Origin of the sequence: Chengkuizengella marina, from assembly GCF_009910845.1 — a bacterium.
GTDB classification, from domain to species: domain Bacteria; phylum Bacillota; class Bacilli; order Paenibacillales; family KCTC-33759; genus Chengkuizengella; species Chengkuizengella marina.
Map to the genome: position 1 here is coordinate 69,548 of NZ_SIJB01000007.1, position 13,534 is coordinate 83,081.

Consider the following 13,534-nt stretch of genomic DNA (forward strand, 5'->3'; position numbering starts at 1 on the left):
AAGGGGCTTTTGTTTTATTAAATATGAAATAATTTAAACTTTTTGCTTGTAAGCGTTACAAAACAGTATAAAATATGTTACTCTAGACCTAAGATATGTTATAAAAATATAATAAATATACAAAGAAAGATTTTTATATTCAATGTAATAATCTTTTTATAATATATGAGCTAATTATTAATAAATGAACCTGGCATATGATATTGGATATATATTTACTTTATGTGAGAGGAGATTTATAATGAAATCTTTAAAACTAATGAAATCGATACCATTATTTTTATTTGTCATTATTTCTAGCACATTATTTACTGCGTGTATTCACTCTAGTAATTCTAATCTAGATCATACTACCCTTGAATACTTAGGACACTCCAGTATAAAAATTGTTACAAATGAAGGTAAGGTCATTTATATAGATCCTTGGTCCGGTGAGAACTATGATGAGCCAGCAGATATTGTGTTAATTACACATTTTCATTATGATCATTCTGATATAGAAAAAGTAGAAGCCAAAAAAGACACTGTTTATATTACCCCATCTTTTGATTTTGAGGATAAAAGCACCTCAAGTACATTTCCTTCTACTAAGATAGCAGGCATAAAAATTTATGCTGTGCCTGCTTATAATGAATTTCATAAAAAAGAAGAATCATTTGGTTATATTTTAGAACTAGGAGATGTTATGTTGTATCATGCTGGAGATACATCGAATATAGAGGAAATGAAATTATTATCAAATTTAAATATAACCTATGCTTTGTTGCCAATTGATGGTATATATAATATGGACCCAATTGAAGCAACTGTAGTAGCTAAAATTATTAATGCTGAAAAAGTAATCCCAATTAGTACAGGTGAAGATGGATTTTATAATGAAGAAAATATAAGAATGTTTAATATTGAGAATAAAGAGGTATTGAAACCTGGAGACGTGATAGAATTAATTAAAGAATAAAAACTTTTCTAATTCATTTCATCCATTCTATTATTCATTAAGTTAAAACAAGTTGCATAAAAAATATAAATAACATAGAAAAATTAGATTACTTAAGGAGGTACTATTTTGAACAGTATTGGAAAACATTACTTAGAAACCGTCATACAAAACTTTGAAGGATTGAAATCACTGGGTGAAAGAGCAATTATACAAGTAGATGAAAGTCATATCAATTTTTCAGAAAATGAAAATTCAAACAGTGTATCTATTATAGTTAAACACTTACATGGGAATATGAAATCAAGGTGGGAACACTTCCTAGAAGTAGATGGAGAATCTTCAGGGAGGAATCGGGATAGTGAATTTGAAGGCTCTATTCATACTAAAGAAGAATTGTTTTCAATCTGGAATGAAGGGTGGGATTTTGTATTTAATGCTATACATAATTTAGAAGAAAATGATTTAAATAAAATCATTACAATTCGAAGTCAACCTCTTACTGTAATACAAGCGATCCAAAGGCAGGTTTCACATTATTCCTACCATGTTGGTCAAATTGTATATTTATCTAAACTACTTTCAAGTTCATGGGACTCCTTAAGTATTCCAAAAGGTAAATCAAAAGAATTTAATAAACGTATGATGAACAAGAATACATAGAGGAATCATGTTGTAATTTATGATACTGTGATAGTTACAATAACATTCTTTTAAGGAGGGCTATTTTTGCAACAATTTAAAAATAATTATACTACAAAGATTTCTCATACCTCCTCTGTTGATTATTTATTATCCTTACCCAAAGGGTATCATGAAACAGATGAAAAGAAACCACTAATTCTTTTTCTTCACGGAGTTGGTGAAAGGGGAGATGATCTTGAACTGATTAAAAAACACGGCATACCCAAAATAGTAGGGGAAAAAGATGATTTTCCTTTTATTACAATTTCTCCACAATGTCCAGTAGACTCGGTCTGGGATAGAGAATTAGAAATGTTATATTTTTTAATTCAAGATGTAGTGCAAAACTATAAAGTGGACATTTCTCGTATTTATTTGACAGGTATTAGTATGGGGGGATATGGTGCATGGTGTTTAGCTGAAAAATACCCATTGTTGTTTGCTGCGATAATTCCAATTTGTGGTGTGTCGTTACCTTTAGTTAAATTTAGGGATGGAATAAATCAGCTAAACAATACACCGATTTGGGTTTTTCACGGTGCTGAAGATGATGCGGTTCCTATCCATCATTCAGAAGCAATGGTAAATGCTTTACATCAAGTTGGTGGAAAAGTGAAGTTTACAATATACCCTCATTTGGGTCATGACTCATGGACAAGGACATATGAGAACGAAGAAATTTACGAATGGTTGTTAAGTCATAAAAATGAGAATATTGAATCATTATAAATGTTAAATTTATCATTTTGCATTCCTCATTCGTATCATTGAAACATGTAACGTTGAGGAAAGTAGTGAGTTTTTTAAAGGAAAGAGAGAAGGAGTAATTCTTAATTCGACTTTAGCTTCGACTAAATGTTCAATTAAATCTCCTACGGGTTCAACTTGTTGTGGAATAATGGTTTCAGTAGATATATAATATCCAACCTCCTCATCAAAACAAGTGAATGATTCACTTGAAAAATGGTATGCATATAATTTTGTTCCTCTAATCGTCTGTAACCATCTAGATTCAATTGTTATAACTTTTTCTGCGTTTGTAGACTTTTGGAAGTTTTGTACATCTACTGTATTGGAATCAAGCTTTGGCCAATACCCTATTCTTGGACAATCTCGTGGAAAAAAATATAGAGGTGCATTGTTTTTGTCTATAGACCATACAACTGATGGTAGATCTGGAAATGCACTGCTTTTTCGGGGTTCAAATTTTTTGATGTTTGGATCTTCACTAAAATGGAATAAGATAATATTATCCCTCCTCCTAAATAATAGTCTGCTAATTAAAATACTTTTTCAATAGAATAAACTCCACTTACTTGGATATTTTGAATCTCTTCATTTAATAAATAAACATATGTACTTTCATCAATTCCATAATTGGTTCCCTCTCCTCCATATAGAAAAATGTTTGTTCATAATTTCCCCCTTTTCGTTACTGGAGTATTATAACAAATTAATATTGTTTAGCAACAGATGATCACAATAAATTTTTGTTGACAACATTTACTAAACAAAGTAAAATCTCTAATTACATTCAAATTACGTTTGTTTCAGTTTCGTTGTTATAAAAGATGATGGGGTGGAGAAAATGAATGATAAAATAAAAATAGAAGATATTTTTATGTACATGTATATGGGGAATTGAACATATAGAGGATCAAACATTAATTGTAGGTTAATTTGTTTATTGTAACCAGGACTCATTACTGAAGCTTCAAAAACTTTGATCAAATTTTCTTTTGATCATATGAAGGTAAAACAGAGTTGAATCGAGATGCAATGTTGAAAATGTAGGTTATGAAAGAGTCATGCAAAAGATGGGGATGACTTATGAAGGGACTTTAAGAGAACAAATATTTTAAAAAGAATGATGAATATGTAAAAATGTATTCACTTTTAAGAAAGGAATACGAAAAAACGATATTATAAAGGTGTTTAAGTCCCCCCAATGAAGTGTTGATCGTATAAAGATAATCTTCTGTACTGAAAACAAAACTGAACTTATTGAACAGCAGTAAAAAATCGTAGGGGGTTGGTTACTGTGAGAAGTATAATTAAACAGGAACTCGTTAAGATAGAAAAAGAACATCAAGTAAAAATTTTATATGCTTGTGAATCAGGAAGCAGGGCATGGGGGTTTGCATCACAGGACAGTGATTATGATGTAAGGTTTATCTATATCCATACTAGAGATTGGTATTTGTCTATTAAAGAAAAGAGAGATGTGATTGAATTACCAATTGATGATTTATTAGATATCAATGGATGGGATTTACAAAAAGCATTAAAATTATTTAAAAAGTCAAATCCTCCATTATTAGAATGGTTGCAATCCGACATTGTATATTCAGAATCCTTTACAACTGCTCAAAAAATTAGGAATCTAGTTTCTGTATCGTTTTCTCCAAAATCATGTTTACATCATTATTTAAATATGGCAAAAGGCAACTTTAGAGACTATTTACAAGAAAACGAAGTGAAAATCAAAAAATACTTTTATGTTCTCAGACCATTATTAGCTTGTAAATGGATGGAGTTAAAACAATCTCCTCCTCCATTGAAGTTTGAATTTCTAGTTTCATCTCTTGTTCCAGAAGGGCAACTTAAAGAACAGATTTTTGAATTATTACATAAAAAAAAGACAGGTGAAGAACTAGATAAGGAGCCCAAAATTAATGAAATTCACCTGTTTATAGAAGAAACTATACAATATTATGAACAATATACTCAGAATGTTTCTAAAGTTATATGGAATAACGATGACGAATTAGATAAAATATTTTTAGAGACTTTACAAGAAGTTTGGTAAAATTAGAATATATTACATATATAAGGTGATGAGCATGAATGAATTAGCTAACAAAACGATGATCGTAACCGGAGCGGCAGGGGGAATAGGAGAAGCAATTACAATTAAATGTTTAGAGCAAGGTGCGACCGTAATTGCCTGTGACCTTAATAATAAACAATTAAAAAAACTTGAAAAATTAAAATATAGATTTTATGATAATCCACTTTTTGTTTTTCCAGTAGATGTTTCAGATCATAAAGATGTAAAACAATTTTTTTCAATTATTAGTATGAAATTCTCTAAAATTGATGGTCTAGTAAACAATGCTGGAATTTATTTAGGTAGAGATTTACTAGATTACACTCCAGAGCTGATGGATAAAGTCATTAACGTAAATATAAAAGGTTCTACTTACTTTTCACAACTTTTTGGAGAATTATTATTACACCGTAAAGATAAGGGATCTATTGTGAACATCTCTTCTGTCTCAGGGCAGGAAGGTAGTACGGATGCGGTATATGGATTAACGAAAGCTGCAATTATTGGATTAACAAAAAGTTGTGCACTTAATTTTTCTCCTAATATTAGAGTTAATGCGGTGACACCTGGATTAGTAGAAACAAATATGCTAGAAGATATTCCAGAGTGGCGGATAAATGAATATCGAGAAAAGGAATTGTTAAATGAGAGATTACAACCTGAAGATGTAGCCAATACGGTTGCTTTTCTTTTATCAGATGCTGCTCGTAATTTTACTGGTTCTGTATTTGATATTAATAACGGTTGTTATATGAGGTAAACACAAAACGAACAAGGAGATAAACACCATGAATGAAATTAAGGTTTTACATATAGATGCATTTAGTGAAATTGCTAACAAAGGAAATCCTGCTGGTATCGTTCTAAGTGCAGATCATTTAAATGAAAATCAAATGCAAAGAATTGCAAAAATTGCTGGTTTTAATGAAACAGCATTTATTCTTGAGTCAGATCACTCAGATATACGTATAAGATTTTTCACTCCTGGACATGAAATAGATTTATGCGGCCATGCAACAATTGCTAGCATTTATGCACTTAGAACCAACAATCAAATAACTAAAGATTTATTTACAATTGAAACAAATGCAGGACAATTGCCAGTTCGTACTTATGAAGAAGGAGAGCATTTGGGCATATATATGCAACAAACTCCTGCCAAGTTTTTACCATGTAAATCTCAAGTAAATAAGCTAGCTGAATCAATAGGATTAACGAAAGAGGATATAGACTTACAATTTCCAATTACATACGGAAGTACAGGGATTTGGACGTTACTAATACCTATTAAAAAACTTGAATCCTTTCAAAAAATGAAACCTAATAATCAATTGTTTCCAAAAATTTTAAAAGAATTGCCAAAGTCATCTGTTCATCCTTTTTGCTTAGAAACATACGATGATTTAGCAGATATGCATGGTAGGCATTTTTCATCACCATATTCAGGAACGACTGAGGATGCAGTGACAGGTACAGCTTCTGGAGTAATGGGTGCGTATTTTGCAAAATACATCTATAATGAACGAGATACGAATAAGTTATCAATTCTAGTAGAACAAGGTCAAGAGATTGATAGGGATGGAAGAGTATCAGTTAATGTAGAACAAACTTCTGACGGATATGAAGTAGGAATATATGGTACTGCAGTTTTTGTAAAAGAATTTAAAATTACAATATAAATATGGAGTACTTACTTTAAAGTAACAGCCACCTTCAAAGGTGGTTTTTTCCTTTATTCAAGAATTGGCATGATTTACTGGTAGTCTATTAAAAAATTAATTGATATGATCATTAGGAATTTAGCAATACATATATGTATGTAAATGCTTTTATATTAATCTTTAATAACTATTGATATAAGTTTGAGTGGATAAACTATATGTATTTTTAAATTCGTGTCTATTTAAGACGAATATTTAAAAATATTTTAAGTAGAGGGGAAACCATGAAGAAAATCTTATTGTTATTACTTACATTAACCATGGTATTTTTGTTATTCACTTCATTGAGTTTAGTTAGTGCATTAAGTGTGGAAGAAAAGTTTGATTCATTAAAGGAAAAAAACATATTTAGTGGATATGAGGACGGATTGCCACATTTAGAAGATCAAATGACTCGTGAACAAGCAGCAAAAATTGTTACCCTTATTTTTAATTTAAATACTTCTGAATCTTCAAGTGAGCAGACGTTCACTGATGTTCCTCTAGATCGATGGTCACATCAATATATTGAAACTGCTGTTAATCACGGAATTGTCAATGGAATAGGAAACAATGAATTTACTCCAACTGATCAAGTTTCATATGAACAGTTTGCAAAAATGTTAGTTATTGGATATAGTCAAGCCATAAATGATGAAATTTCTGAAGAAAAACTAGTAGATGAAAATCATGTGAGTGGATGGGCTAAGAAATATGTTTCAACAGCACTAAATTGGGGATTGATTGAAGAAACCGAAGATTATAAAAAATATGCTAATCGTGTGTTTTTGGTAGAGGCGGCATATATAACAGAAAAGAAATTTTTGAATACTGTTAAAAAACCAGTAGTTTCCCCTTCTAAAGGAAATAGTGGTTCAACTAATAGTAATGACACAGGCACAGATCCAGGAAGCGACTCAGGAACAGAACCAGGTGAAGGTTCAGGAACGGATCCAGGAAGCGGTTCAGGAGCGGACCCAGGAAGCGGCACAGGAACGGAATTAGGTGAAGGTTCAGGCACGGACCCAGGAAGCGGTTCAGGAGCGGACCCAGGAAGCGGCACAGGAACGGAATTAGGTGAAGGTTCAGGCACAGACCCAGGAAACGGTTCCGGAGCGGACCCAGGTGAAGGTTCAGGCACAGACCCAGGTGAAGGTTCAGGTACAGAAGTAAGTGAGGATGAGCCCATAGTTTTAGCGTACTATACTAAATATACTGCTCAAGATAATTCCTCACTTCAAGCATTGAATACGTTTCATAACTATATGAGTGCTATTTCTACTATAACATTTGGTATTACTAATTTAGGTGAAATAGAAGGGTATTACCCTACTGATGCTATAGATTTTGCAAATAATAATAACTTGAATACGTATGCAGCAATCGGAAATCATGATTCTAATGGATTTAGTTCTCAATTAGCTAATGATGTATTGAATGACCACAATAAGAGATCAAAAATGATAAATAATATTGAAACTTTGGTGAAAGATTATAACTATGCAGGGGTTAATCTAGATTTTGAAAATATGTATTATTACGATAGAGCAATATATACTCAGTTTGTAGATGAACTTGCTAATAGATTACAACCTCAAGGATACGAAATCATCGTCTCGGTTACTGCAAAAACCAGGGACATCCCAAATGCAGCATGGAGTGGAGCTTTTGATTACGCTGCGCTTGGTGAAATTGTAGATTATATACAACTAATGTCCTATGATCAACATGGAACTTGGGGCGAGCCTGGTCCAGTTTCAGGTTATGATTGGCTACAAAACGTATTTAATTATGCAGACTCTCAGATCCCATCAGATAAAATAATAATTGGAATCCCCGGCTACGCAATTGATTGGGATTTATCTGGTACTTCTAATAATAAAGCAATAAGTCAAAAAGAAGTAAGTAGAACATTTTCTCAAGGTGGTATTACTGCAAAAAGAGATGATAAGTCAAAAACACCTTATTATGAATATATAGATGATTTAGGAAATCAACATGTGGTATGGTACGATGATGACCAAAGTATTAGTGAAAAAGTAAGCTTAGTTAATGATTATAATTTTGCTGGAGTTTCTATATGGGAAGTTGACTACGGTAATGAAGATTTTTGGAAAGCCATAAAAAAAGGTATACAACATCACTAGATTATATAAATAAAAGTACTGAAAATAGCCGAAAGGCTATTTTTTTTTGTAACTGTAATGATATCTATTCGTGGAAACATTTGCTGGTAGATATATAAAATATTTGCTGTTATTATATTAACTGTATTTTTGGAAGTATTTTTAATAGATTAATATATATTTATTGTTGATTTCATCATTTATTTTAAAAAATTCAACGATTAAAGGAGATTTTACCATGAAGAAAATCTTATCGGCATTACTTACGTCAGCCATGGTATTTTCATTAATGACTACATTTACTACGGTTGAAGCAAAAACTACTGAACAAATGTTTAAGGAATTGAAAGATGAAAAAATATTTAGTGGGTATGAAGATGGATTACCTCATTTAGAAGATAAAATGAATCGAGAGCAGGCAGCAAAAATTATTGCACTTTTGTTTGAATTAGATTTATCAAATATTTCTGAGGATCCTACTTTTTCTGATGTTCATAAGAGTAGTTGGTCTTATAAATATATAGAAGCTGCAGCTGAATTTGGAATTATTAATGGAATTGGTGATGGTAAGTTTGCACCCAAAGAAACTGTAACTTATGAGCAGTTTGCTAAAATGTTAACCGTTGGATATGAGAAAATAAATGGTGAAAAAATAGCAAAAAAACAAAATGTTGAAGGTAATGTGAGTACTTGGGCAGTCAATTATGTTGCAGCTGCACTGAATTGGAAATTTATAAAAAGTCATGAGGATTATACTATTTCTGCCAATCGTAAATTTTTAGTAGAATCAGCTTATTCAGTATTTAGTATAGTAAAAGAAAAGAGTTCATTATCTGATGTAGAAGATAAAAAAGTTCTTGCTTTTTATACAAAATATAGTTCACAAGACTTGTCATCATATGATTCATTAATGTTATATAAAGATTCTATAAATTCTATTGCCACCACTACATTTACATTAACTGAATCAGGGGAAATTGATGGCTTATTTGCAAAAAAAGGCGTGAATTTTGCAAATGATAATAATATTACAACCTATGCTGCAATTAACAACGGTCATGATTTTGATTCAGATTTAGCAAGCCTTATATTAAATGATGAACAGTTAAGTAAGAGAACTATAAATAATATAGAAAAGTTATTAAAAGATTATGATTATAATGGTGTTAATTTAGATATTGAAAATATGCATCCTGAGGATAGAGATGTGTATACTCAGTTTGTGCAAAAACTAGCTAATCAATTACAACCTAAAGGATATGAAGTTATCGTTTCAGTTTCAGCAAAATCATCTGACAATCCAAATGCGGCTTGGAGTGGAGCCTTTGATTATGCTGCATTAGGAGAAATTGTAGATTATGTACAATTAATGTCTTATGATCAAAATGGTCCTTGGGGCTCAGCTGGTCCTGTTTCAGGATTAAATTGGGTAGAAGACGTAGTGAAATATGCAGTTTCTCAAATCGATTATAATAAAATATTAATAGGAATTCCCTCTTACGGTTATGATTGGAATCTAGATGATTCTTCAAAAAATAAAACAATATTGTGGAGTGAACTTTCAAAAATTATGACTAATAATGAAAGCACCAAAATGTATCGTGATGAAGCTGCTAATTCTCCATATTTGACATATACAGATGCTAATGGACAAGAACATATTGTTTGGTATGAAGACAGTGAAAGTGTAATTGATAAAGTGGAATTGATCGATCAATATGGTTTAGCAGGTGTATCCGTTTGGGAAATTGGATCTACTAATGATGGTTTTTGGGCAGCCGTTGAAAAAGGATTACAATAATAATTTATTAGTTGTTAGGAAAAGATAATATGCATGAAGGTCTTGGAAACTTCATGCATATTTTTTATAGAATTTTCCCTCTTGATTAGATTCTTTATGATGACAATACTTTTATATTGTGAATAATTTGTACATTGTAAAATAATCCCTTCCTTGATAAGATAGGTTTATTATCTTATATAACATACATAAGGAAGTGGGAGTGGTCATGAAATATGAAGTGAAGTCAATAAATATTGGGAAGTCAAAACAAATAGATGATGGATTAATTTCAGCCATAAATAAATTTCCTATAGCAGAAAAAGTATATGTTTCTTCTACAATTATCAATGGAGATGAACAAGCTGACCTAGAACATCACGGTGGAAAAGATCAGGTGTTATGTTTATATTGTTATGATTATTACGAGCATTGGGAGCAACAGTTGAATCATAAAGTAGAAATTCCGTCTTTTGGTGAAAATCTCACTGTAAAGGGCATTTCCGAGGATGATATATGTATTGGTGATATTTTTGAACTTGGGGAAACCAAGCTACAAGTGAGTTTGCCGAGACAACCTTGTAGAGTTTTAGCAAAAAAATTTAACAATGATAAATTCGCAAAGATGGTTAGTGACAGTGGATATACCGGTTTTTATTTTCGTGTGTTAAAAGAAGGATATATTAAACCAGGAGACACCTTAAAACTTATCCAAAGACATCCTGAACAACTGTCTGTTTCTGATGTAAATAAACTGCATTATACAAATCAAAAAAATATAGATTTATTGAAAAGAGCCATAAAAGTTGTAGAATTAAAAACTTCCTTACGAGAGAAGTTCCAAAAAAGATTAGAAGAAATTTTAAATAGCAACTAATTTGTACGACACTAATTATATACATAAAATGATGAACTGAGTGGTCATTTTAGGAAGACTCTATCTTTGAGGGTCTTCTTTATTTTATTTAAATAACGATTCTCCAATTTTTTTATGGTAACAATTGTAATATTGACATAATGAAAAATATCCATTATTGTATTAAGTGTACCATTTGATATAGTACATTTAATACAAACGAGGGAGGAAATCATATGTTAGTACATATCGATCAAAAAAGTCAAACTCCCATTTATGAACAGATTATTAAACAGATTAAAGAACTTAAAGTGAAAGGAATTCTTCAAGTGAATGAGAAACTACCTTCTGTTAGAGAATTATCTTCCATTCTGTTGGTCAATCCTAATACAGTAAGTAAGGCTTATCAGGAGTTGGAACGGCAAGAGGTGATTGTCACACTTCGAGGAAAAGGGACTTTCATTTCAGATCAACCTGTTTCTAATTTAGATTCTAAGAAAATGGAAGAGTTAAAAAAAACGATAAAGCAAGTTTTAATTGAAGCAAAGTATTATGGGGTATCTAAAGAACAATTAACTGAATGGCTTGATGAGCTGGATAAGGAGTTAGGGGGCGGAACAGATGTTAAGAGTTCAAAACTTAAGTAAAACAATTCAAGGTCATAAAGTTCTAGACAATATATCCTTTGAGATTCAACCTGGAAAAATCATAGGTTTAGTAGGTAGAAATGGTGTTGGAAAAACAACATTATTAAGAACAATTGTAGGGATTTTAACCCCTAATGATGGAGATACATGTTTTGAAGGCCAAAGTATTTATACAAATCCAAGTATAAAACAACATATGGTGTTTGTTCCCGATTCACCTGAAGCTTTAAAAAATTATTCAATTTCTGAAATTGTAAAGCTTTATGAATGGATGTATCCCAATTTTGATCCAAATTATTTTTATAGTTTATTAGAAAAGTTCTCACTAAATCAGGGGAAGAAGATCGGGAAGTACTCTAAAGGGATGAAAGCTTTATTCTCACTTGTGTTGGCTTTTTCAACAAAGGCAAAACTTATCATTCTGGATGAACCAACAGATGGTTTAGATGTCATTATTAAAAAACAAATTTTACGTTATGTCTTAGAAGAAGTTTCTGAAGGGAATACATCAATTCTGATTTCATCCCATCGTTTAGATGAGTTAGAACAAATTACAGATACAATCATGGTAATGAAAGAGGGAAGGATCGAGTCCCATAATGAACTAGTGGATATGAAAAGTAAATATAAAAAAATCCAGGTTGTTTTTAAAGAAAATTTACCTGAGTCAATTGAAGTTTTAGATGAGGTAAAGCAGATTAATCAAATAGGACGTGTATATACTTTGTTACTCTCAGATAAAAATGATGATATTTCTCAATTGATAAAAAAAGAACAACCGTTGCTCTTCGAAGAACTCCCAATCACGTTAGAGGATATTTTTGTAGCAAAGCTAGGAGGTGAGGAACATGTTTAATAAAACATTATGGTATAAAGATTATAAACAGACAAAGTTCATCTTATGGTCGATTTGGGCTGTATTATTTTTGGGAATGCCGGTTCAGGTAATTACACGATTGCAAAATCTAAGGGAATATGAAAAAAACGAACTTTTGATCAATCCAAATTTCAAAATCTATACAGACTACTTTTATAATAGTGTTCTTAATTTCAATTCCATCTATGTTGTGTTAGTAATCTTAATTTTTATTTTAGCAAGCCTACTAATCGGGTCTGAAAGAGGAAATAAAACAAATGATTTTACTTTTTCACTTCCTTTTTCACGTAAACAAATATTTTTATCAAAGTGGATGATTGGAACTACATTTATTGTTTCAGCGTTTATATTTAATTTTATATTTGCTCAAGTTATTATTTATTTTTCTGAATATCAAAACATGTTAGATTTTGAATGGTCGTTTATATATTTCGTCTATCCATTTATGGCTTTTGTGGCACTTTATGTTTTTGCCTTATTTTTTGGCACGATTACAGGTGGATTCATTTATCAAGCTGCGTTAACTTTTATTTTTTTCATATTTCCTTCAGGTATTTATATCTTATTGGAAAGTTTTTCGCAAACGATATTAAATAAGGAGTTATACGTCTTTTACAACAAATTTGATGTGTGGTTTTTAGGTAATTATTTAGATATAAGTTCTTATACTTCTAAAAATTTATTTTTTAATACAGTACATCAATATAACATGATTGAAGATGGTTTTTACTCCTTTCAATCATATGACTACCAGTTTAATTATTACTTTTTGTTTATTCCTATTTTGTACACACTAATTCTATTAACATTAAGTGTATTGTTGTATGAAAGAAACAAAGTGGAGAATAATGGTAAATTTTTATTGTTTTCACAATTAAATAAGTTCTTTATGTTTGGCATTGTTATCTGTTTTGCATTATTAGGGGGGATCATTGGAACAGCATTTGTTCCATTTCGCTTAAATGAATTAAATAATTTGTTTTATCTTTTTGGGTTTATTGGATTTGGGATATTATCATATTATTTCACTAGGAAACTGTACAATATGAATTTGAAAATTAGCAGCAGATAAAGAAAAATTATACATCAAAAGAGGG

Annotated in this window: 13 protein-coding genes; 12 read left to right on the forward strand and 1 reads right to left on the reverse strand. The window is 30.9% G+C overall.

Annotation, left to right across the window (positions count from 1 at the left end):
• Nucleotides 1–241 precede the first annotated feature (241 nt).
• From ERL59_RS02705 to ERL59_RS02715, 3 genes are all read left to right on the forward strand, one after another.
• Nucleotides 242–958 (forward strand): MBL fold metallo-hydrolase, encoded by a 717-nt coding sequence (locus ERL59_RS02705; protein WP_160644243.1) that lies wholly within the window; start codon nucleotides 242–244, stop codon nucleotides 956–958.
• 108 nt (nucleotides 959–1,066) lie between these two features.
• Nucleotides 1,067–1,600 (forward strand): DUF1572 family protein, encoded by a 534-nt coding sequence (locus ERL59_RS02710; protein WP_201763454.1) that lies wholly within the window; start codon nucleotides 1,067–1,069, stop codon nucleotides 1,598–1,600.
• A 66-nt stretch (nucleotides 1,601–1,666) separates the two neighbouring features.
• Entirely contained in the window at nucleotides 1,667–2,350 is a 684-nt protein-coding gene (locus ERL59_RS02715) for a carboxylesterase family protein (protein WP_160644245.1), read from the forward strand.
• Between the two features lie 12 nt (nucleotides 2,351–2,362).
• Here ERL59_RS02715 and ERL59_RS21375 read toward each other — a convergent pair whose 3' ends face one another.
• The gene (locus ERL59_RS21375; RefSeq protein WP_328699892.1) at nucleotides 2,363–2,908 is read right to left on the reverse strand and encodes a DUF6886 family protein; all 546 of its coding nucleotides are present in this window, start codon (nucleotides 2,906–2,908) and stop codon (nucleotides 2,363–2,365) included.
• Between the two features lie 754 nt (nucleotides 2,909–3,662).
• On the opposite strand from ERL59_RS21375, the gene ERL59_RS02720 reads away from it, so the two are divergent.
• From ERL59_RS02720 to ERL59_RS02760, 9 genes are all read left to right on the forward strand, one after another.
• Nucleotides 3,663–4,430 carry a nucleotidyltransferase domain-containing protein gene (locus ERL59_RS02720; protein WP_160644247.1) on the forward strand — a complete coding sequence of 256 codons (768 nt, stop codon included), beginning with the start codon at nucleotides 3,663–3,665 and terminating at the stop codon, nucleotides 4,428–4,430.
• Nucleotides 4,431–4,464: 34 nt separating this feature from the next.
• A complete protein-coding gene (locus tag ERL59_RS02725; protein ID WP_160644250.1) occupies nucleotides 4,465–5,211 on the forward strand; it encodes an SDR family NAD(P)-dependent oxidoreductase in 747 nt (248 codons plus the stop codon).
• A gap of 28 nt (nucleotides 5,212–5,239) precedes the next feature.
• On the forward strand, nucleotides 5,240–6,130 hold the full coding sequence (locus ERL59_RS02730; protein WP_160644252.1) for a PhzF family phenazine biosynthesis protein: 891 nt from the start codon (nucleotides 5,240–5,242) through the stop codon (nucleotides 6,128–6,130).
• A gap of 266 nt (nucleotides 6,131–6,396) precedes the next feature.
• Nucleotides 6,397–8,298, forward strand: a complete 1,902-nt coding sequence (locus ERL59_RS02735) for a glycosyl hydrolase family 18 protein (protein ID WP_160644254.1) — start codon at nucleotides 6,397–6,399, stop codon at nucleotides 8,296–8,298.
• A gap of 217 nt (nucleotides 8,299–8,515) precedes the next feature.
• Nucleotides 8,516–10,078: a glycosyl hydrolase family 18 protein gene (locus ERL59_RS02740; RefSeq protein WP_160644256.1), complete on the forward strand. Its 1,563-nt coding sequence runs from the start codon at nucleotides 8,516–8,518 to the stop codon at nucleotides 10,076–10,078.
• Between the two features lie 208 nt (nucleotides 10,079–10,286).
• Nucleotides 10,287–10,934 carry an MOSC domain-containing protein gene (locus tag ERL59_RS02745; protein WP_160644258.1) on the forward strand — a complete coding sequence of 216 codons (648 nt, stop codon included), beginning with the start codon at nucleotides 10,287–10,289 and terminating at the stop codon, nucleotides 10,932–10,934.
• 215 nt (nucleotides 10,935–11,149) lie between these two features.
• Complete coding sequence (locus tag ERL59_RS02750; RefSeq protein ID WP_160644260.1) at nucleotides 11,150–11,560, forward strand: GntR family transcriptional regulator; 411 nt, start codon at nucleotides 11,150–11,152, stop codon at nucleotides 11,558–11,560.
• Nucleotides 11,535–12,416: an ABC transporter ATP-binding protein gene (locus ERL59_RS02755; RefSeq protein ID WP_160644262.1), complete on the forward strand. Its 882-nt coding sequence runs from the start codon at nucleotides 11,535–11,537 to the stop codon at nucleotides 12,414–12,416. Before ERL59_RS02750 ends, ERL59_RS02755 begins: the two co-directional genes overlap by 26 nt.
• Complete coding sequence (locus ERL59_RS02760; protein WP_160644264.1) at nucleotides 12,409–13,509, forward strand: ABC transporter permease subunit; 1,101 nt, start codon at nucleotides 12,409–12,411, stop codon at nucleotides 13,507–13,509. The genes ERL59_RS02755 and ERL59_RS02760 overlap by 8 nt, the downstream gene beginning before the upstream one ends.
• Nucleotides 13,510–13,534: the final 25 nt, after the last annotated feature.